18 protein-coding genes are annotated in these 25,881 nt (G+C 36.1%); 1 reads left to right on the forward strand and 17 read right to left on the reverse strand.

Annotation, left to right across the window (positions count from 1 at the left end; all coding sequences use genetic code 11):
• Window positions 1-15 precede the first annotated feature (15 nt).
• The 7 genes from A2536_05435 to A2536_05465 form a co-directional block, all read right to left on the reverse strand.
• Window positions 16-1,395 (reverse strand): hypothetical protein, encoded by a 1,380-nt coding sequence (locus A2536_05435; protein OGF45026.1) that lies wholly within the window; start codon window positions 1,393-1,395, stop codon window positions 16-18.
• Between the two features lie 101 nt (window positions 1,396-1,496).
• Complete coding sequence (locus A2536_05440) at window positions 1,497-3,572, reverse strand: hypothetical protein (GenBank protein OGF44982.1); 2,076 nt, start codon at window positions 3,570-3,572, stop codon at window positions 1,497-1,499.
• A gap of 33 nt (window positions 3,573-3,605) precedes the next feature.
• Window positions 3,606-3,986, reverse strand: coding sequence for a septation protein SpoVG (locus tag A2536_05445; GenBank protein ID OGF44983.1), 381 nt, complete (start codon window positions 3,984-3,986; stop codon window positions 3,606-3,608).
• Between the two features lie 185 nt (window positions 3,987-4,171).
• Complete coding sequence (locus A2536_05450) at window positions 4,172-5,047, reverse strand: 4-(cytidine 5'-diphospho)-2-C-methyl-D-erythritol kinase (protein OGF44984.1); 876 nt, start codon at window positions 5,045-5,047, stop codon at window positions 4,172-4,174.
• Window positions 5,035-5,634 (reverse strand): hypothetical protein, encoded by a 600-nt coding sequence (locus tag A2536_05455; GenBank protein ID OGF44985.1) that lies wholly within the window; start codon window positions 5,632-5,634, stop codon window positions 5,035-5,037. The genes A2536_05450 and A2536_05455 overlap by 13 nt, the downstream gene beginning before the upstream one ends.
• Window positions 5,606-8,449 (reverse strand): hypothetical protein, encoded by a 2,844-nt coding sequence (locus A2536_05460; protein ID OGF44986.1) that lies wholly within the window; start codon window positions 8,447-8,449, stop codon window positions 5,606-5,608. Before A2536_05460 ends, A2536_05455 begins: the two co-directional genes overlap by 29 nt.
• A 116-nt stretch (window positions 8,450-8,565) precedes the next feature.
• Window positions 8,566-8,838, reverse strand: coding sequence for a DNA-binding protein HU (locus A2536_05465; GenBank protein OGF44987.1), 273 nt, complete (start codon window positions 8,836-8,838; stop codon window positions 8,566-8,568).
• Window positions 8,839-9,003: 165 nt separating this feature from the next.
• Between A2536_05465 and A2536_05470 the strand changes: the two genes are divergently transcribed.
• Entirely contained in the window at window positions 9,004-10,779 is a 1,776-nt protein-coding gene (locus tag A2536_05470; protein ID OGF44988.1) for a hypothetical protein, read from the forward strand.
• Between the two features lie 125 nt (window positions 10,780-10,904).
• Here the strand turns inward: A2536_05470 and A2536_05475 are convergent, their stop codons facing one another.
• The 10 genes from A2536_05475 to A2536_05520 all read right to left on the reverse strand — a co-directional run bounded on the left by A2536_05475 (window position 10,905) and on the right by A2536_05520 (window position 25,871).
• Window positions 10,905-11,471, reverse strand: a complete 567-nt coding sequence (locus tag A2536_05475; protein ID OGF44989.1) for a 2'-5' RNA ligase — start codon at window positions 11,469-11,471, stop codon at window positions 10,905-10,907.
• Window positions 11,472-11,484: 13 nt separating this feature from the next.
• Window positions 11,485-12,726, reverse strand: a complete 1,242-nt coding sequence (locus A2536_05480) for a competence/damage-inducible protein A (GenBank protein OGF44990.1) — start codon at window positions 12,724-12,726, stop codon at window positions 11,485-11,487.
• 132 nt (window positions 12,727-12,858) lie between these two features.
• Window positions 12,859-14,007 (reverse strand): hypothetical protein, encoded by a 1,149-nt coding sequence (locus A2536_05485; protein OGF44991.1) that lies wholly within the window; start codon window positions 14,005-14,007, stop codon window positions 12,859-12,861.
• A 12-nt stretch (window positions 14,008-14,019) separates the two neighbouring features.
• Window positions 14,020-15,324 (reverse strand): hypothetical protein, encoded by a 1,305-nt coding sequence (locus A2536_05490; protein OGF44992.1) that lies wholly within the window; start codon window positions 15,322-15,324, stop codon window positions 14,020-14,022.
• 166 nt (window positions 15,325-15,490) lie between these two features.
• Window positions 15,491-17,623, reverse strand: coding sequence for a hypothetical protein (locus A2536_05495; protein ID OGF44993.1), 2,133 nt, complete (start codon window positions 17,621-17,623; stop codon window positions 15,491-15,493).
• Window positions 17,620-18,435 carry a hypothetical protein gene (locus A2536_05500; protein ID OGF44994.1) on the reverse strand — a complete coding sequence of 272 codons (816 nt, stop codon included), beginning with the start codon at window positions 18,433-18,435 and terminating at the stop codon, window positions 17,620-17,622. Before A2536_05500 ends, A2536_05495 begins: the two co-directional genes overlap by 4 nt.
• On the reverse strand, window positions 18,417-19,649 hold the full coding sequence (locus A2536_05505; GenBank protein ID OGF44995.1) for a hypothetical protein: 1,233 nt from the start codon (window positions 19,647-19,649) through the stop codon (window positions 18,417-18,419). The genes A2536_05500 and A2536_05505 overlap by 19 nt, the downstream gene beginning before the upstream one ends.
• Window positions 19,650-19,759: 110 nt before the next feature.
• Window positions 19,760-21,994 carry a hypothetical protein gene (locus A2536_05510; GenBank protein OGF44996.1) on the reverse strand — a complete coding sequence of 745 codons (2,235 nt, stop codon included), beginning with the start codon at window positions 21,992-21,994 and terminating at the stop codon, window positions 19,760-19,762.
• A gap of 73 nt (window positions 21,995-22,067) precedes the next feature.
• Window positions 22,068-24,983, reverse strand: a complete 2,916-nt coding sequence (locus tag A2536_05515; GenBank protein OGF44997.1) for a hypothetical protein — start codon at window positions 24,981-24,983, stop codon at window positions 22,068-22,070.
• Between the two features lie 6 nt (window positions 24,984-24,989).
• Window positions 24,990-25,871, reverse strand: coding sequence for a hypothetical protein (locus tag A2536_05520; protein OGF44998.1), 882 nt, complete (start codon window positions 25,869-25,871; stop codon window positions 24,990-24,992).
• Window positions 25,872-25,881 lie beyond the last annotated feature (10 nt).

The following is a 25,881-nucleotide window of genomic DNA, read 5'->3' on the forward strand; positions in this document are numbered from 1 at the left end:
TGAAGGATATATAGTTTACTTAAATTTAAAATTTGTTTTCTTTATCATTGTTTTAAAGAGTTTCCATGCGTCATCCAATGCGATCTTTCCTGTCAGAGGATCATTTGCAAAGGCGGTGAAAGCAAGATCTTCGTTTTTTGTTAAAACTGATTTTAAGATTGTTTCCTGGTTTATTACATGGCGAAGGACAAGCTGTGTAACTTCTTCAGGTAAGGCTCCGCTCTCCACAGGTTTTACACCTTTAGAAGAAAATACGGCATTTGTTTCTACAACAGCTCCAAGAGGGACTCCCTTGTGCTGGCCTTTATTCGGGAGATTTACATTAGTTGTAAATTTGCCCTTTCCTGTTACAGCTATCATCTGATTGATATATTCCTCACCGCTCCCGTAAAGCTCTTGATGTTTGCCGGAGTTTAATGTTTTTGCAAACTGAATAGGAGCCTCTTTAAACCGTTTTATTCGGTAAGAGTACGGGGTCAAATTAAAGCCCCATCTTTTGCATGAGTCCTTGCTTGACAAAAACCAGGGAACAAATTCTGAAAGGTGTCTGTCTCCGGCCGCCGCAATAGCTCCAAATCTTCTTGTCAGTATGTTAGAGACCTGGCTTTCACTGTTAAAATACAGATCTTTTTTTATACCTTTTGATCTCCCGAGTTTATTTGTGACCTTGGGAGTTTTTACATGATCCAGGTACATCTTAAAGAGGTCTATGTCTTTGTATTCAGCTTTGGTTAACCAGGTAAAGTGATTGATACCAAGTACATTAACTTTTATTTCTTCGCGGTCCGGTTTCTCTTCACCGGTTATCTTGCTGTAAATATCCGCTATATGATTTTGGGTGCCAAATACTTCATGACAGCAGCCCCAGGCTTTTATCTCCGGAAATCCCTGATATAAAGTTCTTGTGCAAATCGTCATTGGATTAGTAAAGTTAATACACCATGCTTTAGGCGCGTACTTTTTTATCGCTTCTGCAAAGAAAAGATAATCCTTAATTGTCCGGAGTGATCTTATATGCCCTCCGGGGCCTACTGTATCACCTACAGGCTGATATATACCATATTTCATCGGTTCTAAAATATCAACTCCCATGTCCTCTATTTTTCCGGGTTGTATTGACAGGAAAACGAAATCTGCGTCTTTCAGACATTCTTTAATATTTTTTACCGCTCTATATTTCCAATTTGACACTGCTTTTGGATTAGTCTGAAGCCAATTGCCATACTTCGCGTTAAAATCAGCTGATTTATAATTTATGTCGTAAAGTCTCACTTCACCGTTAAAATGAACCGTTTGAGCCAGGTCATTCATCAAAGCGTGTGCCCAGCCGCGGCTTCCGCCGCCGATATAAGCAATTTTTAAGTCAGAAGGTTTACCGCATTCTACTTTCCGTATGATAGAGCTTTCCCCTTTTTTTTCTTTTGTAAATACAATTTTTGCCATTGATCCCCCGTTTAATATATTCAAAAACGAAATATTAAGATATAGAGCATGTCTTACTTAATCAAAGCGTTAATATTAACCTTATATGCAGGATAATATGTTTTTAAAATATTTACAAATTTATTGTTCAATTTATTCTTATTGATATTGCCGCCTGCATCTTTTAAATTTACTAATTTAATATATTTACCGCTAAAACAAGGTATTAAATCCACAAGATCAAAGTTTTTAAGAAACCCGTGTAAAATAATTTTATTATCATATTTGAACAGCCTTGTTTCAATAATATCCTGATAAGAGAAAAGCATATCATTAAGGATTAATTCCTTTATTTTGGGCTGTAATATTCCGGCACATAAAGCCCATATACTTGCTGCGCCATAACCGATTATTCCGATATTATTCTTATCCACATCTTTTCTTCCGTACAAATAATCAACCCCCCGAGTTATATCAAATACCCTCATTGCCATTAAAGAAGTCCCCATCATGATTGTATCGTAGTTTAACTTGAATTCAGTACAATAAATTTCTCCATGGCCCCAGGAAACATTGCGATTTTTCACGGCGCCGACCCCTCTCGGATCAAATACTAAAACAGAATATCCTTTATTTGTAAAACTTTTAATTATAGAGAGTTTACTCTCAGCTTCGCTTGTGCCGCCTTCTAAAAGCAATATATATGTTTTGCCGGGTGTTTTTATTTCTAGTGGTTTAAAATAATAAGCAGTTGCGATGATATCTTTTTCAGCGAAGAAAAACAGACTTTCAATAATATGATCTTTTGTCGTTTCGCTGGAAATTATTCTGGGAAATATCTTCTCCCTGGAGGCATTAAATTGCAGTAAATTTATCAGCTTCGCCCGGGTTTCTTCAATATAAATATTTAGGGATTTTCCGGTCTTAATAATATTTCTTTCAGGCGCGTTTTCTTTTGAGAAAGTTTCATTCAGATTATATACCTTATTAGAATCAGGAAATTTATCCAAAATTTGCCCGGTTTGCGTACAATTAAGTTTCGCGGGTTCTTCTGTTGCAATATTCTTGCTTGTTACAAAATTCATAGGTTCATTTTTAAGATGTTTTTTAAACCAGTTAACCGAGGCCTGTCTTAACACATCAGAATAAAGATGAACGCTGTCATCTATTACGAGATTTATATTATTTCCGGCTCCATAAAGCGAATAAATCTTTTTTGCTCTTTCAAATGATTTTATTGTTCCTTCTATACAGAAGAAATCATAGGATACCGCGCCGATCTGAACGGGTTTTGGCGCCAGAGCCGTCATTATATCATCATGATTAAATCCGTTTTTAACCGCGCCGAAGATATTCTGTTCGGCATCATGCGACTGCATTGTTTTCATGTATTCGTATCTGTTTGTCAAATAAGTACAGGGGACTGCGCATTTTATTCTTTCATCCGTCATCATAAGATATGAAGTTTGTGTTCCTCCGCCGGAATTCCCGGTTATCCCAATTCTATCTTTATCAACCTCAGGCCTGCTTATTAAATAATCAATACCTCTTATTCCGTCCCAAATAAAATACCTTGCTATGCAGGACCCTTCTATAATGTTTTGAGCGCCGGCATAACTATGTTCGATAACCCCCCATTCAACATCTGTTTTTTTTGTTTTCGGGTTGTAATACTGCATTCTTTCGCCCTGTCCGATAGGATCTGTTGTTAAAACCACAAAACCGTTATTTACAAGGTCAATACAGACTTTCTGATAAACCGGGTAAGATTTTGCCTCAAATGCATGCCCGCAGACAAGTAAGATACCGGGAGCTTTACCTTTTAGTTTTTCGGGAACATAAAGATTTGAAGTAACATAAAATTCGGGCTGACTCTGAAATACTATTTTTTCTATCCTGTAGTTCTCTTTTTTTATTACACCAGAACATATGGGGTTTAGCGGTGTTTTTTTGCCAGGAAGCCCTCCAATTGCGGCAAGGAATGAATTTTTAATATTTTTTCGTCTTTTTTCAAATTCTTTTACAGTTGTAATGCGGGATTTTTCAAGCGCTTCCTTTTCAAAAAAAGCTTCCGCTTTCTTAAGAAGGTAATGAGACAGCTGGTCTTTTACATCATAATACCCTTGGGTGAAATCTCCAAACTTATGCATAATAAAATGCTCCTGGTATTACTCTAGTTACTTCTAAATATTTGAAAATTTACTTTCTAGATTTTTTTCTAAATCTGACATTTTCTCGTCAATAGTTACCGCTTTCGCTTCTTTTTTTGCTTCCTTCCCCTGCTCTACATTAATATTTTTATCTTTCAACCCGGCAAGGCTGTCTTTGTAAGCTTGCAGGATTCTATTTTCTATCATTATTCTGGTTTCATTGTTTAACGGATGTGCAATATCTTTGAATGAACCATCCGGTTTTTTCCTCGAAGGCATAGATATAAACATCCCTGTATTTCCTTGTATTACTTTTAGATCACGTATTACAAAACAGTCATCTATTGTTATTGTTGCATAAGCTTTTAATTTTTCTTCATTCCTTAAGTGTAGTTTTACTTCTGTGATTTCCATTAGAACTCCTTTAGAAATAGATTCCACTTCCGCCAGTTATTAGGGCGGATCTTTTGAGGAGATTACAAAGCTACCGGATTCCACTGATATAGACAGAAGAACATCCATAAAGGTCCGCAACGTCTTACATTATCGCGGCATTAACATATTCAATAACTCCTAAACGTAAACCTAATCCCCAGAACCTAGGACCCAGCACCTGTTTTTACTGTTTTTGCCGGAATTACCCGTTCATACTTTTCTTTGAGCTTGCTTGCTATATATTCTGCTTTAGCCTTTGATTCAGCTACTCCAAAAACTGTCGGGCCGCTTCCGCTCATAAGAGCTCCGATTGCTCCGGCTTCAAGTAAATCTTTTTTTACCTTGAATAAAACAGGGAAAAACTTTGCAGCCGGGACTTCCAGATTGTTATAAAGTAACTTTACCAGGTCACCTCCTTTTGCTTCTTTGACTAATTTAAATTCTTCCAGTTTTTTATCAGATACTTTGGCGTTTGTCAATGTATTTGTAAATTCCGAATAAATCCTGCCGGTGGAAGGCTTATTCCCTTCTATTACGAGAACAACCCAGGTGTCAGCTACAGGTCTAAAATCTGTCAGTATTTCACCTCTTCCCTCTCCAAGTACAGTACCGCCTTTTAACAGAAAAGGTACGTCACTTCCCAGTTCTAGTGCAAGTTCCTCCAGTTTACTTTCGCTATATTTTAAACCAAATATCCGGTTACAACCGTTTAAAACAACCGCCGCATTACTGCTTCCACCGCCAAGTCCGGCGGTTACAGGAATATTTTTTTTAATAATTATATTTAAACCTGTTTTAATCTTATTTTTCTTTAAGATGAGTTCTGCAGCTTTGTAGGCAATGTTCCTGTTGTCAAGCGGAACTTCAGGATGGTTGCAAATAAGAGTTATATCACTTGAGGTTTTTGATATTGTAACTTCATCAGCAAGATCTATTGTCTGAAAAATGGTTTTAATATTATGATAACCGTCCGGACGTTTGCTTCCCGCTTTCAGATACAGGTTAATCTTTGCAAACGACTTGAGCGTTATTTGTTCCATTTAGAAAAATACCTGTTAATCTCTGATTCGCTTATTCTGCGCGCCTTCTTTGGCGGTGTTAACTCAAAAATACTGTCCGGAATATCTTTGTCCAGGATAGGATCCGTAAATGAAAAAGAAAATTTGTATTCACCCGAGCTGAATTCAGCTGCAGCCAAATCCGGAGATTCCGTCGTTTTCCTTGTAAAAACGGAATTTATATCAAGTCCTTTTATTTTAAGTTTACCGGTTTTATTTAATAAGATCGAAGCTAAAGAATCAGAGTCGGAATCAAATATTTCCCCTTCAAAATAAGCATTGTCCTGAACAAAGTATGCCTGAATTTTATTGCCTTTTGAGGTCATCATAAAAAAAGGTTCATTGAAGAATCCCTTTATTTCAAAACGGAGCATGTCGGGAGATTTAACTGCCAGTATGGATTTTTTTTTGATTTTTGTACCGGGACAGGAATAAGTTGCCATTACGGAAGATTTTAGAGTTTTTATCTTTATAGCTTCAGTTGGTTTAACCTGAGGGCCTCCGCATCCTGAAATAAGCAGGGCAATAATTATTGAAGTACTATTTAGACTCAGACTTTTTAAGTTCATCAAGTTTTCTCCTTACAGAAGTATTTTCCATTTGTTTGAGGGATTTTTCATACATTTCCTTTGCTTTTGCAGATAATTTTTTAACCGAATAGATATCTCCCAGATGCTCAAATACAGTAGGGTCCTCATATCCCGATTTTTTAAGTATTATAACAGCGCGTTCTATTTCTTTCTGTGCTTCATCAAATTTCCCCAGACGGTAATAAACCCAGCCCAGACTGTCAATATAAGCTCCATTTTCAGGCTCGAGTTTTAAAGCTTCTGAAATCAGAGACACAGCTTCTTCAAGTTTTTCGTTACGGTCGGCATAAATATAGCCTGCATAGTTATATGCATCCGCATATCTAGGATTTATGGCTATTACTTTTTTAAAGCAAGCTACGGCTTCTTCATATTTTGCCGTATGTTCTAATAACACACCCAGAGAATAGAGGGTCCGCTCGTCGTTTTCTTTTTTCTTTAAAATCTCTCTATAAGCAGCTTCAGCTTTTTCGTAGTTTTTAATCTCATAATAAGCTCCTCCTAAATACAGCAAAAGATCAATGTTATCAGGGATAATCTTTATGCCTTTTTCAAGAAGAGGTATCATCTTCGATTGTTCGTTATTTTTTGCGTAGAGATATGACAGGTAGATATATCCCAATGGATTTTTGAAGTCTAATTCCACAAATTTATTATAAGCAATAATAGCTTCGTCCTTTTTCCCAAGCTCAGTGTAATCTGACCCCATAATTTGATATGCATCCGCATTATTAGGGTCGGATGCTGCAAGTGTTTTAGCAATTTCCAAAGAACCGTTAAAATCCTTTTCCTGATAAAGCATCACTGCAACTCTCTGCAAGCTGTCAAGATCAGAGGAATCCAGCTCTATTGCTTTTTTGAGATTTTCTATGGACTCTTTATATTTTTTCATCTGTCCGTAGGCCAGACCCATATTTTTATAAACTCTGGCATCATAACCTGATAAGGAGAGAAGTTTCTTATATACTTCTATAGATTTCTCAGGTTGACCTTGAACTTGATATAATAAACCAAGAGCGAAAACAGGTGAAGTATATTCAGAGTTAATTTCTGCGGCTTTTTTGTAATTTTTCTCTGCCGAATTAAAATCCCCTTTTTTTCCATAAGCCAGTCCAAGATTAAAATAAGTAGTATCTGCCTTTGGATCTAATTCTATAACTTTATTGAACATATTAATTGCTTCGTCGGTTTTATCCTGTTTGTAATATATATTCCCGAGATAAAAATAAGCATCAGGGCTTATTGGTTCTTTTTGAATAATTCTGCTGCAGATCTCTATAGCCCGGTCGAATTTATCATTTTCTATATAAAATGCCGCGCTTTGAAGCAGTGTTTTTAAATCCCCGCTAAGAGACGACAACTTATCATAAATCTTTAATGCTTCATCAGGCTTTCCAATTCTTGTATACTCGCTTGCAAGGGTTTGGTTTATAACTTCTGACTCAGGATCTAAAGTTAAAGCTTTCTTGTATTTTTCGATTGCTTCATCGAAAAGCCAGTTGCGGGATAACAGCGCTCCTTGGCTATAATAAAGATAGGATTGATATGGCGGATAATATGCTTTTTTTTCTTCTTTTATAGCAGGCGCGGTTCCGCAGCCATGAAAAAATAGCGCAATAAAAGTAATAAAAAAAAGATACTTTAAAATCTTTCTAATAGAAATCTTATTAAAATCCATATCTCCGGTCATAAACTTTTCCAAAATCCCCTTTTTTCTCGCTGCGGCAGAAAAAAATGCTTTATGAAAACCAAGCGGAAGCAGCTTCTTAATGACTTTAGAAAGATTATATTCCTTTTTGAATCTATCATCAATCAAAATTTTAAATTCCTTTAAGGTATTTAAGCTGTAATTACCTTTATGAAGAGCTTTTTCCGCGGTTAAGGCCGCAAATTCTCCGCTTTTTATTGCATAATATATTCCTTCACCTGTAACTGGATTTGCCAGACCGGCAGCATCTCCTATTAAAAGCCATCCGTCACCTGCTATTTTCTTCGGATAATCACATGGAATAATCCAGGTATGCGGTTTTGTAAGGACTTTTACTCCGTTTAAATATTTCTCGTGCATTTGAAAGTATTCTTTTTTTAGATTTACATTTTTTTCAAGTCCAAAGCCGGCAAAACCGTACTCTTTTCCGGAAACAAAAGGAAAATACCAGAAATAACCGGGAAGAAGCGTTTTGTCAAAATAAAACTCAAAATGCTCTTTTTCTCCAGGCCTAGGCGGTTCACAAATAGTATTTACAGCTCTAACTAAATGATGTTTATTAAAACCGGACAGTATCCTTGTAACAGGGGAAGATGCTCCTTCTGCAATTATGACTATTTTTGCGCGTGCTTCTTTTACAAATACCAGACTGTTTTCAACTTTTTTATATTTAACACCGCAAACGCAGCCATTTTCCAGTATGGGCTCAAAAACCTCCGCTGCTTCAATGAGTTTTGCCCCGGATTTGACAGCTTTTTTCGCAAGCAATTCATCAAAATATTTTCTGTTGACAGTGGCTCCGAAATCACCTTCAAAAGTCCCGGTATAGCTTAGGTTTTCAAGAAATACTTTTACCCCTATTATTTTTTTAATATTGACTGTATCAGAAAAAAGTTCTTTATAAGAAATAATATCTATTTCATTTAATAATTTGATTGTTTTAGGAGTTAAGCCCCCTGCGCATATTTTTTTTCTTGGAAAAATAGTTTTTTCGAGGAGCAATACTTGAAAACCTTTTCTAGAAAGGAGATTTGCTGCGGTAGATCCTGCAGGTCCGGAACCTGTTATAATTACATCATAATTCATTTGCACGCTATAGGTTGTGGTTTGATTTTAAATTAACACAAGTAAAATCGCCTTCGACTGCAGCTAGAAAAAAAGAAGCCCCTTAATTAAAAGAGGCTTCTTTGTTAAACTTTATGTTAGATTACTGCCTGTTTCAGAGACTTGCTTGCTCTGAAGCGAACAGCTTTTTTCGCAGGAACGTCAACCATTGCACCGGTTTTCGGATTCCTTGCTTTTCTTGCTGCTCTTTCCTTCATTACAAACGTACCAAGTCCTGCTACTTTCACTTTGTTACCAACCTTTACTTCCGCTGTTATGTATGCAACCAAACTGTCCAGCGCTCTTCCTGCTTCTGCCTTGTTGATCTTTGCTATATCTGCTATCTTCTGTACTATGTCCGTTTTTGCCATTTAGGCACCTCCGTTTTTTTAATCCTTTCACAAGGATTTACTATCTTTAGAGAATTATATACAAAAAGACCTTATTTGTCAATAGTATTTTCAATATAAATTGCACTTGACAAAAATTCTCAAGTTTAGTAGTATGTAATATCCGAATCAAAAAGGAGCAAAATAATGCCAATATTAAGGAGAAATCCTTTATTTTCCAATAAGGCAAGAAGAAGCCGTACTTTGCAAGTAGTCATAATAATCATTGTTTTTATTGGGCTTTTCTTTGGGGTTAAAGCTTTATTCTTCAAGAGTTCTAAGATTACCAACCATTTAAAGACAGCGAAAAACAGTATATTAAAAGGTAATTATGATACCGGTTTGGATGAGCTAAACAAAGCACTGGCGATTGATCCGGAAAATGCTCTTACATATGATGGTTTTGGTTATTTATATGTACATAAAGGTGAAGTTGATAAAGCAAAAGAGTTCTATACAAAAGCAGAAGAAAAAAAGGTTACCAATAGTGGAATATTTGATCATAGAAATACAGGTTTTGATTATATTTCTAAGGGAAAATATTCTCTGGCTTTTGCAGAATTTGAACACTTGAATAAAATTGTCGAGCGGGATTTAAAAGGTGTCTTTGGGATGGGATTGGCTTATCATGGTATGGGAAAAATAAAAGAAGCCATTGATACTTATGAAAATGCCTTGAATATCAGTCCAAAAAATACGCAAATAATCAGTTATTTTGAAAAAGCAAAAAAAGAAAAGGAATCCGGAAGTATTGTATGTGTTTTAGACAGGAATGCTCAACCCCTTCTTAAAAAAGATGTTAAACACGGAAAATCTCTGTATCCTGCCGAAAGCGCTACTGATAAAATAATTGGTATGAACTCTGAAGAATTTGGAAAATTTGGAATTGAATATGCTTTAAGAGAATATATTCCGGGTAACGAGATTACGCTTACTCTTGATTTAAATCTTCAAAAGGCTGCAACATCAGTTTTATACGACCAGATGGGATCAATTGTAATTTTAAAACCTCAAACAGGGGAAATATTAGCGGCAGTCAGCCATCCAAAATTCAGCCCCAGTGGAATAGATAAGAAATTTAACAGTTATAAATACAATTCAAATAAAGTGTTTTTAAATCGTGCTTTTGAAATGCTGTATGAACCGGGTTCTATATGTAAAATTATTACAACATCAGCAGCAATAGAATCGAATGCAGACATGAAAGATATTTTTCCGGTAAATTGTAAAGGCTCTGTAGTAATAGATAAACAAACCTTCTGGTGCTGGGAAAAACACGGAAGTGTTAAAGATATTCAGCAAGCTATTGATTTATCCTGCAATGTCGCTTTTGCCGCTATCGGAAATTATATCGGGAATGATAAATTGGTTGATTTTGCCAACAGATTTGGATTTAACAATCCCTTTGATATGCAGCTGCCTGTTGCAGCCAGCACAATAGGAATTGAAGCGGAAAATAAATTTGAGGTTGCTGAAAAAGCCAACGGTTTGGGAAAAAATTATAAAATAACGCCTCTTCAAGCAGCTATGCTTGCGGCTACAATTGCTAATAACGGGATTTGTATGAAGCCCTATCTCGTAAAAGAAATCAAAAACATTAAAGGGGATATAATTTATAAAAATGACCCTGTGGTATTAAAGAATACCGTAAAAAAAGAAACTGCTGAAACTGTTAAGAAACTTATGATAGATGCTGTTGTTCACGGACTCGGGAAAAAAGCTAAAGTTGACAATATTACGATCGCAGGTAAAACAGGTACAGCGAGATCTTCCAAAAAAGGTCTTGACGGTTGGTTTATCTTCCTTGCCCCGGCAGAAAATCCGGAAATTGCAGTAGCTATAATTTGTGAAACCGGCGGGAAAGGCATGGACGTCGCCGCTCCAAAAGCAAAATTGCTGGTACAGCAAATATTAAAGAAATAGTTTATAAGGTTTTTAAGGTTCATAAGGTCAAAATTCTCGATAAATATTTACGATAACAGTATTTAAGTCTTATATAATATCCATCCCGATCTTTAACCTTATAAACATTACAAACTTTAGGAACTTTACAAACTGCTATTTTTAAGCTTAAACTCTGCCAAATCCTTGTATCCCACTGTATTTCCCACGAGTTCACTCTTGACTAAGTAGAATGCCTCTACCTTCTGCTTTATTTCCGGAAAAACAGTGTTTAATAGGCTTTCTGAGAGTTTAGAGATGTTTGTTACACTTCTACACCTTCCAAGAGTTATATGCGGGTTAAAGGGCTTTTCCTCGCGTTTAAAGGCGGCTTTAACGAGCATTTCATCTATTTTTTTTGATAAAGCGATTGTCTCATCTTTCCCGGAGGAAAATCCTGAAAACAGTACTTTCGGCTTTTCTATTTCCGGAAAAGCTCCTAGTTTTCCTGTAATAATGGTGAATGGTTTTGATGCTTTGGCTATTTCTGAGAGCATAGGTATAATCCCTTTAACACGGCTTTTATCAGTATCTCCAAGGAATTTCAGGGTAAGATGAAGAGCTTCTTTATTTATCCATTTTACATCAGCGTTTGCCGTTTTTAGAGACACGATTGTTTGTTCTACTTTTGATTTTATTTCTTCGGAAAGGTGTATAGCAATAAACAATCTCATACCGGAACTCCATTTAAATTTTTAAAAGATAACGCCTGAGCATATCCAAGGCTGTTTGAGCAGCTCTTTCTTTTATCAGAATACGCTCTCCGCTGAATCTGCATTCTCTGCTTATGGTTTCATTATCGGTTGAAAGTGCAATATAAACCAGACCTACGGGTTTTTGTTCTGTCCCTCCGCCCGGACCTGCTATACCCGTAATACCAAGTCCGATATCCGTACCTGCTACTTTTCTTACACCCTCCGCCATCTCCTCGGCAACTTGTTTACTGATGGCTCCGTACATGTCGAGAGTGATTCTTTTAACATCAAGAGTATCTATTTTTGATTGGTTTGAATAGCATACAACTCCGCGAATAAAGTAACCGGATGAACCGGGTACGTCTGTGATTTTATTTGAAATCAAACCTCCGGTACAGGATTCTGCGGTTGCTATTGTGCGTTTCTGCATGGTCAAAAGCATCCCGATATTCTTTTCCATAGTTTCATCATCTACCCCAAATATATTTTCATCAAGACGTTCTCTTATTTTTACCTCAAGTCCGGATATCAATAATTCCGCCTCGGCCTCATCTTTCGCTCTTGCAGTTAATCTTATCTTTACTTCCGTACCTGAGGCCAAAAGAGCAATCGTGGGATTGGTGCTCGAGCGGAATAAATCCCCAATAATTTCATCCACTCTTGATTCTCCGAGTCCGAATGTTTTATATACCCGTGATTTTATTATACCTTCTGTTTTAAAATGTGTTTTAAGAAAAGGAATTACAACCTCAGTCATCATGGGTTTCATTTCTCTGGGAACTCCCGGCATGATAAAAAAGAATTTATTATTGTAAGGAATGAGGAGCCCTGGAGCGGTACCGTTTTTATTTTCAATTATGGTTGCGCCGTTCGGAACCAATGCCTGGGAAACATTATTTTGGGACATCTTAATCTTTCGCAAATCAAAAAAAGATTGAATATTCTTCAATACATGCTCATTTAAAACCAGTTTTAGATTTAATGTTTTTACCAGTGCAGCTCTGGTTACATCGTCAACCGTAGGTCCCAGCCCCCCTGTTATAATCACCGCATCAGAGCGCGAAATGGCAAGTTTAAGAACTTCCGACATGCGTTTTTCGTTGTCGCCGACAGAGCTCTTGAAATAAAGATTGATCCCCGCCTCGGCAAGTCTCTCAGCGATAAAAGCAAAGTTTGTATCAATAATTTGCCCTAAAAGAAGTTCTGTCCCAACTGTAATAATTTCTGCATTCATGCTTAATTATACCTTATGGATGAAAATAATTACAGATATTTATGACGTTATGCCAAAGCTCGGAGAGGTTCATATCAAATGAATCAACGTTAATGAAAAATAGCAGAGGCTTGAGACTGACTTGGAGTTTTACTAAAAATAGAATATCAGGTTAGCAGCAAATGAGGGCCCAAATTTTGCCATCGGGAATTTCATGATGGTAGTATTGTAATTGTATATAGTTTCAATATCCGACGAATTAAATAACGGATACTTGCCGAATATGTCTATTCCTATTCCGGAGCTAAAACGCCATTCTATTCCATATGAAAGCGTAACGCTTGAAAAATTTAAAAATTCACCCCCGCCAATCGACCAGAGTTCATATCCCGGTCCTATAAAGAAATCAGTGGCAGGATTAATCGGATAAACACCATACAACGTAAAGGCCGTCCCAAATGAGGTTCCAAAGGACTTGACCGAATCAAGATTGTTATTTACTTTAAAAGAAATATTATCGACATATGCAAGAGCATGATCACCCGAAGATCTATAACCCATAAGCATTGCAATATCAAAAGCAACATAGTCTGAAAAAAATGCCCTTCCGCCAAAAATAATAACATCAAGCATATTATTAAGCAATGAAACATCCGAGATAGTCACACCATTTTTTGTGGTTGTTACTCCGGTAACGGGTGTAACATAATTAGAAAGATATCCAAAATAAAATGCGGTTGATTCTCTCCGCTGTATTATATAATGTTTTGCTTTGTTTTCAAATTCCGTTATAGGCAAAGCTGTTTTATAACTTGCCAGAATTTTTCCTGTTTCCGTTGATACGGCCCGGGCATTAACTGCGTATGCATCACCTTCAATAGAAATGTCCCCTGTAATAAGTATTTTTACCCCTAAAACCTTCCCGACTTTTTCTACTGCAGACTGTTCGGTCATACCGGACAGATAGATTTTCTGTTCTTCAAGCACTTTGCTTATCTGGTTTCTTTCAATCAGAATAATTGTATCACCTTTTTCTTTATTTAAAGCGCTTACCAGAAGTTCTGCTATTCCCGTGCCTATTTGACGCTGGCTCATGCTTAAATCAAGACAGTTAAAGTTGGAAACACCAAGAGTTACTGACTTGCCCATTCCCGATCTTTCTATTTCACCTGCAAATTTTCTGGACATTGTGGATAATTCGCGGTCAAGAAACGAGGCGTATGATATACTTGCAGTCATCAAAAATATAACTACAATTATCATCTTTTTTTCTGTTCTTCTGCTATGTTTTGTATTTAGCATCTTTGTACCCTTTTAAAAGTAAAAACCCAGTTTCATCTGCAGGAAAAGAGGTGAAAAAGTTCCCACAGGCATACTCACTTTATTAATCACCATATTATCATTTGGTACGGTTATCGAGATGTCTGTTCCGCTTAAGAAATAGTTGGCATAGATCCCCAGTCCAACCCTTTTTTTTAATCTTAACTCATAACCTAAAATAGCCGTCGGAACAAATGTTCCGCCGGGCGAAGTTTTCTGAAAATAATGCACGCCAAAACCTGCGGATATTTTGCCCGGACCAAGTTCCTCCAGCCATGATAAACTTGCGCAAACCGGTACATGAAACCATAATTCTTCTACACCTTCAAGTTTAGGACTGCCTGAAGAATCAATAATATCATATTTTACAGAGATACTTGTAAGGTTCGTAAATTGTGTTCCGAAATCAAATAATATATGTTCAAAAAATATGCGTTTTATTCCAAACCCTACTTTTACGACATCGCTAAATGTACTGATATTACTGTATGTCAGGGTTCCGTTTGATGCGGCTCCTGCGGTCTGGGTTACCCTGCCATAATTCCAACTTATATAAAAACACCAATCTTCAGGCGCTATAAGGTATTCATCCGCTTCCTTTCTGAGTTCTTTTAACGGAAGTTTAACAGATTCCGTTGAAAGAACTTTTGCGGTCACGGTATCCACTACCCTTGCGCTTACAAGGTAAAAATCTCCGACTACAGAAATACTGCCGATTATTATTGCTTCTGTATTTAATATTTTCCCGGTTTTTATTGCGGAGGCCTCAGATATCAGACCGCTTAGACTTAGTTTCTGCTCTTCAAGTATTTGTTTCAAATCACTGCGCGAAGCGGTTTCAATACTGTCTTTCTCGTATTCTACTATATAGTCTGTCATTAATTCCGCTATGCCAAAACCCACCTGTTGTTTAGCTAACCTGCTGTCTTCAGTTTGGAAAGGAATAACAACAATCTTTATATTTTTTCGGGTATTTTCCTGGGCGGTTTTGTAAGATTTAATCAGATTTTCAACAAGGTTTATTATCTGTTTTTTTATGCCTGTAATAACTGCTTTTGGAGTATCTTCTTTTCCTTCATCATCTTTTAAAACAGATACAATATTTTCTTTTTGCAGTGTTAATTCCCCAAATTGATCTGTCTTTACTGTGCTTGTACTGCCATTTTCCTTGACTAAAGTGCCTACTACACGACTGCCGTCTTTTAAAAAGTATGTATCACAATATGCAGTGTTAATAAAAAAAACAACTAAAAACAAGTAAATCCAAACTCCGGGTATTTTAGGACCAGATAACTTCATATACCCCCATAACTGATAATTTTTTTATATATATTAATTATACACAAAATAAATATTATGTCAAGCCCTGTCTGCATCAAAGAGTGACATCTATGAAAGTGACTATCAAGACAAAAGAGTCCACTTATATATTTAACTGGAAAATAAAAACAACCAGGAAGGCTGGTCAGCGCTGGAGCAAATCCAATTCTGAGATAAGGTCATCACAACTTCTTAATTTAAAGGAAGTCTGATTTTTATTTTTAATTGTTGGCGTATGGCTCGGATAAGACAACCAATACTTTCCGGAATCATCTTGAACTACATTGTAATTTGAAATGAATTGAAATACTATTTTAAATTTGCTCCAATTATTTCCATCTTTTGAATACGAAAGATTTACACTTTGACCTTGATAATTAAAATATGAAACAAATAATACGTTATTGTTATCACAGAATATATTTATATTGGCAATATGTGCAGAATGTTTTATTTTCTCTGAAAGGTTTTCTGTATTCACCAATTCAACAGGTTTACTCCAGTTTTTGCAGTCACTTGATGACGCAATCATAAGTTGATCATATTTCCCACTATTGTTTTTAAAAAATATCGTCTGCCATATTGCCCAATAAATCCCTTTTTTATCACGGATTATTTTATTTTCACCAAATAACGTATCTTTCGGCAGTTGATCGCAAATGGAGGCAATATCATTACCGCTTTTTCCAATTTTACTATATTCTATTTTTAAACCCTTTTCAACTCCGTTATATTTTAAAGTAGTTATCATCCCATCATTTAATGCATACACAGTTGGTGTGATATATACACTTTTCTTTATAAATATGGGATCTTCCCAATTGACGCCTTTGTCATGGCTCAAACTCAAGTAATAACCTGGTTTATCGACTATCTTATCTCCTTCAGAAATTAAAGCCGAACTGTCTTGCCTAGTTTCAAATACCACACAATAATCCCCGTTTGGACGCATATAGCTTCCGAGAAGAATGTTCCTCATATTTGAACTTAAAAACAGTTTCCTCGGAGTTGACCACTCATTTTTCTCCTTTGTATTATCAGTAGAAATATATATTTCCGTGTCTTTAAAGGTATAACCCTGCTGTTGCCAAACTATTATACTTTTTTGATTAGTCTCATCAAAATACATGCTGAATTTATCCACCCCGCCACAATCAACAATATTTATTTCACTGCTCCACATTTTATTGGCAGTCGGATGAGCATAAGGCGGTCTCTTTACTACCTGCTCCCATTTGCTGGACTTTCCATGAAGCACATCGCCGGCTTTCTCGATATTGAATAATAAAAGTTCTTTTATTTTAGCACCCAAGTATTCAATATGAGACAAATAATCACTTTCGGTCATTTTTAATTCTCGTGTATTATTATTTGGATTGTTTCTAATATTTTTACACTTTTCTTTAAATATATCATTTGCTCTATTTAATACTTCCTCGGCCGTCCTATAATCCTTCAATTCATCCATGCAAATCCTTCCAACCTCCATGCGCAACAGTATTTCCCATTCTTCGCTTAAATTATTTGCATGTTTAAACATCTCAACATATTCAATTACCGAATGCCTATATTCCCCTAAATAATAATATATTTTAGCAAGGCTAAATCTTGGTTTATCATAATTGCTGTCTTTATTCTTTGACTGCATAAATGCAGCAAACGCGCTCTGATAATTACCGCCGTCAAAGTATTCCAAGCCTTCATAGTATTGCTGTAGTGCATTTAATGAATTTGTCGGCCTTACTTTAATTCTCATATTTTCGTCTAAGGATAATTTAATATCGATATTATTAATTATCTTAAAAGCCAATTCTTTTTCCAGGTCTATAAAATCATCGAATCGGCTTTCCACTTTTACGGTTTTTACTACTTTTCCCGTTTCGATATCCATTAATACCGCTTCTATTGTCAGTTTTTCTCCCTGCTTAATATAGCTGCCGTATAACACATACTTCGCACTGCCGATTTCTCCTATTTTTTTTGCCGTAGCCTCATCTACAAGCCCGGTTAAACCTAATTTCAGTTCTTTAATGATCCTTTGCATTCTTTCTCTTTCAATTATCCGGAAGGAATCGCATTTAGACAAATCTGTTATTAACATATCCATGATCCCTTTTGATAGCCACTGGCATTCTTTGCCTTTGTTTTCAAAAGAAGCAACGGCAAAATTATCACGCACATTTTTGCTATTTTGCGCGGGTTCGCTTTGAGCATAGCCGTTATACGGGCAGGCGATTATTATTAATATTGCCAGAATATATTTAATTGTTCTGTTCATTTAGCCTCAATCCTTGTCCCGGGAATATTTTTCATACAAATATTTATTTTTTCTTTCACTATTTGAACAATTTTCGAGTTAATTGTTATTCCCAGCAGTCTTTCATAATCAAACATGGCATGCCGGTAATCTTTTAACTCAAAATAACATTCGGCCCTTAAAAACAATGAATCGTAGTAGGAATAGTCACCTTCTTTTATTTTCATGGATTCAAATATGGCTTTATCATATTCCCCGGAATAATAAAACCTCACGACGTTTGATAACCGGGGATCAATTGTTTTTACTTTATTTGAAATGTTCTCTTTATTTGCTGCGGTATTATTAAGTAATTTTTTAACAATTATTCCGGAAAGTTTCACTATTTCCACCAGGCTTCCGGTTATTTCCTCTGATCTTAGTAATTTGGCTGTTTCAACATCATGGATATGAATATTTATTTTCAACTCCGTCCCGGAAAGGACAAAACCTCCGGTTACAATATTATCCGTACCTATTATTTTCCCTACCTTTATAGTTAATTCTTCAGGCAAAGCCCCCGTTAAACTTCGTTTTTGTTCCTTAATGATCTCATCAAGATTTTCTCTTTCCAAAACCTGAATATTATTATTCAATAAATCGATTGTGACCAGCTCTTTCAGATATACTCCTAAATACTCATATTTATCACTGCCGGTTGAATTTTCCAGGGGAAATACTACAATATTTTTGGATCCTGCAGGATACAAATAACCGCATAACACAAATACTATCATAATAAATATTGCCCTGCTTTTCATAATTTGATTCCCTCTTATTTTAATTTTGACCATTTAACACGGATCAAATCTTTTTCCTTGATAACACTATCAAGTAAAACAAAATAATGCTGTTTTTCTTCTTCAATAGAAACCTTCCTGTATTTTGAAACCCATATTTTTCCATTTGACTTAAATGCTTTTAGTCGTCCACCGAATTCAGAAATATCCATAAATGAAACATCCAGATCAATCCTGTATAAAATATTTTCTCTGATTAGATAAAGCCCGTCCTTCCCAGGAACAGACCCTTTCGACAAGTATATCATTTCGGAATTATTTAATCGAAGTGCCCCGATTATATTATTATCATTAACAAGTTCACAGCATTCCAATACATCATTTCTTTCTTTCGAATTAATTTCCGGATCAATATTTCTGTCCGAAAGCTTCCAGGTCGACCCGGTGTAAACATAGGTTTTCCATTCTTTGTACTTTGGGTGAAGTCCCTCTGAATCATATGCTATCCAGTCCGAAGAATAGATATTATATGATTCATAGGATTTCGTTGCATTAACACAAAGGACATTATTATCAATAAAAAAAGGAGCTTGAAATCCGTTCCATCCACTGATTTCACAGGAATAAGTGCACCATTTTCCTTTTTGATAGTATCTTAAGCGCGAAGCTTTGAACTCTTTAATAGCTGTCTTTTCATAAAAAATAATGGAAATATTTTTCATGACCGGCTTGTCAGGACAAATATAAAAGACAGTTCCATCAGTATTTACAAATGGCTCAATAGTTTTACCGTTTCCAACAAAATGCATCTTACCGTTGTTCTTATCAATGGCAAGAGCAAGAATATCTTCATACGGTCCGGTTTGTATCCGTCCTATTTTAGGATCATAAATAATGGCAAAATAATCAAAGTCTACTGTCTCGTTTTTTATTAAAACAATAATCCAAATACGCCCTTCTGAGTCAAGAAAAAGTCTTTTTAAGGATTTAAAATACGGAATTATTGACTTTGTTTGATCTATTAAACGGCCTAAAGATTGGATCTTTATCTCCGCTCCATTTTTTCCCTCTGCTATCAGAGCAAAATCAGATTCATCTTCCGACGACTTAAAATACCAAACTGTTTCATCCTGACCTAAAATCGGGCGCATGAAGACTGTTCGAGTATTTGCATCTAAAAGAGGATTTCTGACAATTGATAACGACTGATCTTCAGCAGACGATACTAATGAAGCTAATAATACTATTATAAAAATCATACCATTCATCATGTAATCCTTTAGACGGACTTTCTTTTATTTGAATCCATTTTTTTCGACATTCATACACCTTTGAAAAAGTTATGACATTTTACATTAAAATAATCTTCAATATCAGATTAATTTCCAAATCTCTTTCTATTTTTGCTTTTAACATACATGCCAGATTTAATATCTCTCATATTAATTTCTTCTAAAACATTTGGAATATTTTCTTTTTTTATTCTGATCCAAGTATCATTGTTGCTTATCCAGAGGGTGTCATAAACATCAATAAACGTACCGCTCAAGTCTATATCTTCGCTATAAAACTCCCAGGGAATATTAATTAACCTGTGAATAGAGTCACGTTTTTTTAAAAACAATCCGGGGCTCTTAAGCGTAAATATAACTATTTCCGGTTTACATTCTATGGTTTGCCCTATATTTTCAGCTCCAAACATATTACTTATTTTAGCAGATAGCTTATTTTCTTCCTTTATTTGAAGTTTTGGATCAGATTTTAATTCAGATATATAAGATTTTGCCCAATCGTCTTTATCGAAAACATAATAACTTTTCTTGGAGAAATTATTTAACGTTGTAATATATGTTTTTCCTTCAGAAGTCTTGTTGAATCCCTCCAAAAACAACTCACGGACGTCAGTTTTGCTAAAAACTTTTGCAATATTTGGAGATTTCCCAGTAAATGTAATAATTTCTCTGAATGCATCTGAAGGCATTCTGGTTAACTTAGCAGGCAATGGTTTTCCCTTAATAAATAAAGTATCAGGAGCTGAAAAATATAAATCCATTTCTCCATTAATCAGTTTCAGTTGAAAATTATTATTATCTTTATATTTATCAAGATATGCTTTATAAATACTCTCTATTATATATGTACCATCACTTTTTAATATAGCCACATGCATGTTTGCAAAGACCAACCATATACTATCATTCGAGTCTATTCCAAAAGATATAAAATAACTATCCTTGAGCTCTGCATTGACTGATCCAATTTGGCCCCAAAAATCATAGGCGGAGACAACTTTTACAGTATTTTTTCCATCATATTTGTAAAGAGTTTTATGACCGAATCTTAATTCTCTTTTGTCCCAGTAGTAATTATTTTTACTGTCAGATATAACTTTACCGTAATTCTGAAATTCCGCACAATATTTTTCAACTTTCAAAGAACTTAATGTTTTGGCAGCGTTCTTCTTGAGGATCTGAAAAAGAGTACTTGGCCTCAATCCATTACTTATATCATTTATAAGAAGAATATTTCCGTCAGGAAGTTTTAATATTTGTTTTATATTTACAAGATTTACTCCTTGAGAAGCGTCAAAAGAATACAATTTACCATCAGGAAGAATTAGATTTACGCCGCGTCCTTCTCCTTTCAGCATCCACACAAAACCATTGTCTTCAAGCATAAAATATTGCCGGTCTTTAGGATAAAATGTATTTTCTACAACATTTGTAGCATATTTTATGAACTTACTCTCGGAAACATAGAACAATTCATAGACAAGTTTATCAATCATACTCAATACCCATAATTTTCCATCATCTGAATGATGATGTAAAACTGGAACAAAGCTGTTCTCATTAAAAACAGCATCTTTTTTAAATTCCAGCACATCATTGTTTGTACTGTAATTTATCTTTGCACATTTAAAATCATTAACAAATTGGCTGATATAAACAGCTCCTGATATCTCAAAAATGTCATTTACAATTATCAAACCTAATTTATCGCACGGTATTTTATGAATATTTTTGTTCTTAATAAGTATGATATTTTTATCGAAAAGGCTCTCATGCGCTGTCTTTTCTGTGGCCCAGATCCAAACATTACCGGATGCCTCTTCAGAGAACATTATTGAATCGACATTTATGCGCCCAACGCCGGATTGTTTTCCTTGAATGCGCTCTTTAATAAGACCATTGATTTTTATTTCCCCGTCAATATTAACAGTTATTCTCTTCCCATTCTTTGTTAGAAAGAAATTAAATATTTTGGAGTTTTTCTCCAGTATTTTCAGTTTCCCGCCTTCAACCGTTTCCAAAGTATAAATATCTTTATGTTTGCACAAAGCATATAACGTATCAAAACACCAGATGCGTATAATTCCGGAATCTTTATCGGCAATTTTTCTAAGTCCGTCGGGGGAATACTTGTAAAGTTCGGAATCTATTACTGTCCATACATTTGAAGCTGAATCTCTTTCCGTTTTAAAAGAAGCCGCTTTTTCAATATTAGTATCAAGGTAAATATTTTTTGCTGAAATATTGACTTCTTCAGATAGGCAAAGGCAAACAATTAAGGTTAAAAATAAAACTGTCTTGAGAAAAATATATTTTTTCATGAAATCCCCCTCGTAATAATCTTTATAAATGTATTATAATTGTTCTCTATTCATATAGCAACCCCCAAATTCATCACGATAAAATCTTACTCAGCACCGATAGATCGATCGGGATTTGGAGGATTCTTTCGTCTTTGGTTTTATAAAGGAAATGGTGTTTTTCGATTAGGTATTCGAAAAGTTCTTTTGTGATGGCTACGTCATGTTTGCAATATTCTATTATCAGGTCTATTTTACCCTCTTTAAACCATTGCAGGGACTGCAGGCCGTCGGAGGATTTTCCTTTGTTCAGGTTTACTGAACTTAAATGGTTAAGGGACAAACGGAAACCAAGCTGGTCGTAAACCAGATCCAGCATATCAAGAGTGGGGATTTTTGTAAAATCAATATTGGTGTAACCTCGGAGGACACCCCAATCAAAACGTTTAATATTAAAACCGACTACCAGATCCGCCTGAAGGAACATATTTATCATCTCTTTTACTTTATCCTCGGTAAAGGAATAGTATTTGTCATCTTTAAAGGAATATACCACACCGACAGCAAGACCCATAAGATGCGGGTTGTTCCAGCCTCCGACTTCGGCGGCGCTTCTTTGTGTTTCCGCGTCGAAAACCAGGACGTTTTTGCCTTTCAGTTTTTGTTTTACATCTTCTTCGTCTATACCGGCTTCAACAAGTTTTAGAAGGTCTGTTTTATCCTTATGAACTAATTCAACACAATCCAGCTTATCCGTACTGTTTATAAAACTATTTAGCAGGGTTATCGCGACATTTTTATCTAAAGGTTTATTACCGCTCCCGCATTTTGAGGATTGTATGCAGGAAGGGCAGCCAAAATCACACGGGCAGCTGTTTAACATCTCAAGAGTCGTCTTCATCAGATCAGGGGCTAATTCATAAGCTTTCTCCGAAAGACCCACGCCTCCGGGATGCGCGTCGTAAATAAATATAGCGGGACATTTCAGATTCCCGTTAAACTCCATTGAAACACCGCCTATATCCTGGCGGTCAGAGAGAGTAAGTAACGGCAGCATAGATATTACGGCGTGTTCTATTGCGTGAATACCCCCGGCAAAATCACCGATATCACACGTAATGATCTTTCCTTTAAGAGCATCAGGTATCTCCATCCAGATGGAAACCGTTTCAAATATATGCGGAGGCAGTGTGAGTTCATGCTCGTCAAATATCACCTGGCTGTATATCTTTTTCCTGACATAACCTACAACTTTTTCCGTAACCCGGACTTTCCCAAGTTTTATTATTATCTCTCCCAGCTGCTTTTGTTTGAAAGTATCAATAACTTCTATTTCTTCGGTGGCTCTTGTTTCCGTAAAATAATCAACGTCCGCTTCCTTTACTCTTACTTTTTTTGCGGTAAGGTCAAGCTCAATAACTTCATATTGACTCCCGGAATGCAGGTAAATGGCGTTCTGATGACATTCCCGCAGTACTCTGGGATAATCTACCTCACCTATTACTTTATTTTTTGCGGCATCAACGACGACAAAAGAATCTCCAATAGACCTGATGGACAAGAACCTTGAAGGCTGTCTTTCAAAACTGTGGTATTTTCCGTCATTACTTTTTTGAAGTTTGTTATCCCTGGTCAGCTCGCTCAGGAAATATGGCAATGTATCGCCGTAAATATCTTTATCAGTTTCGACATCTAAAGGAGATTCAGAAGCTGCGCAGGCCAGATGGGCCTTTGAGATAACCGGATTATGAAAATCAACAACTGCGGATTCACACGGTTTTTCGAATAATTTCACGGGATTGGTCATAAAATACTGATCCAGCGCATCCTGAAGCCCGATAAGGATTACGAGCGCATCGCCTACTCTTCCCACCCTTCCGCTTCTCTGCCACGTGCTCATGATACTGCCCGGATATCCGACCAGAATACATACATCCAAACCACCTATATCAATACCGACTTCAAGCGCAGAGGTTGAGATCACGCCGACAAGTTCTTCTGAAAACAGTTTTCTTTCGATCTCCCGCCTTTCCTCCGGCAAATATCCGGATCTGTAAGCTGCGATCTTACTTGTGTATTTTAAACCAAGCGCAGAGATCCACTGATAAATCAGCTCCGTTACCTTTCTGGCTTTTGTGAAAACAATCGTTTTCATATCATTACTCACGCATTCTCTGAGCAGGTGAGCCGCTTCCGTATACGGACTTTCAGATGGGTTCCAGAGTAAAAAATACTTTGAGGAAGAAGGCGCGCCGTTCTTTTCCACCATTTCAAAATCCAACCCTGTAAGTCCGGTAACAAATTCGTAAGCGTTTGATATTGTAGCGCTGGAACAGATAAATACAGGATCACTTCCATAATGCCGGCAGATCCTTCTTAAACGTCTTATTATATGCGCCACATGGGAGCCAAAGACACCTCTATAAGAATGTACTTCATCTATAACCACATATTTTAAATTCTTGAAAAACTCGATCCAGCCGCCATGATACGGTAAAATACCAAAATGAAGCATGTCCGGATTTGTCAGTATAATTCTTGGCAACTCTTTTTTTATTTTAGAACGCTGATAGGCCGAAGTATCTCCGTCATAGATAGAAGCTAAAGGAAAATCCCCGGCAAAAAGATCTTTTTTAAAATCCATAACGGTATTAAACTGGTCATGCGCAAGAGCCTTAATAGGATAGAGATAAAGCGCCCGGGTATTTGGCTCCTTAAGGATACTGTCAATTACGGGGATATTATATATGAGAGTTTTTCCGCTGGCTGTCGGCGTTACAACACAGACATTTTTATTTTTTCGTATGAGCTCAATTGCCTCAGTCTGATGCGAGTAGAGTTGTTTTAACCCCTGAAAATGAAGATAATTTATTAAAGACTCTGATATCCCTTCCGGAAAATCAGAATAAGACCCTTTTTTAGCCTGGATATAATGGGCATGAACAAGACATTTGGAATGACTGCTGTCACTGCTTAGATGATTTATAAACGACTTTATGTCTGAAACCATTGTCTTTTACCTTATGAGATATAAAAATACCGGTATTGTTATAAGCGAAATAGCAGTTGTTAAAAGCGCCCCTGCTGCCGCATAATCCGTATCTTTCTTGTACTCTGTGGCAAAAAGTATTGCCGAGAAAGCGCAAGGCATTGAGGCCTGCAGTACTATTATAGATCTTACAACGGGATCAAGGTTAAAAAGCCCCGTTAAAAATACTATTATTGCAGGAGCTATAAAAAGTTTAAGCGCGACAGTTAACACCATGTCTTTGCTTCTAAGCATTGTTTTTGCGTTATGGATTTCAACATTTGATATAATGGCTCCGGTTATTAGCATCGCAAGGGGTGTTGTAATACTTCCTATAGATTTAAGAGGAGAAATAATTATTTGGGGCAGTTTGATCTCAAGCATGGCGAGTATGAAACCGATAAACAACGCTACAATAGCGGGATTAACGAATTGTTTCCAGGAGATCTTAGTTTTACCTGAATCATACAGTCTTACACCCAGGGTCCACAAAACCATGTCTGCGATAAAACTGTAAAGAAAGATATAAACAACTCCAATGTCGCCAAAAAGTAACAACGCAAGAGGCAAAGAAATGTAATAGTAGTTCTGTATCAAATTTAAATAGATAAATTGATTGCGCCTTTCTTCTTTAATCTTGAAGATCCTGGAAGCAAGAAAACCCATAGGCAGGTTAACAAGGATCATAGTAATAAAAGCAAAAACCGGAAGAGCTAATGTTTTCATTAGCATCTCCCGGTTGTAAGTGGTCACCATATTTGCAACTATTAAACAGGGAATAGAGATCTTGAAAACTATCTTTGTAAGATCCGCTGTCAGTTCCTGCTTAATAAGTTTCAACTTTCCGGCAATAAATCCTATACCTATCATTATAAAAATA

Source organism: Candidatus Firestonebacteria bacterium RIFOXYD2_FULL_39_29, from assembly GCA_001778375.1.
Lineage (GTDB): Bacteria > Oederibacteriota > D2-FULL-39-29 > D2-FULL-39-29 > D2-FULL-39-29 > D2-FULL-39-29.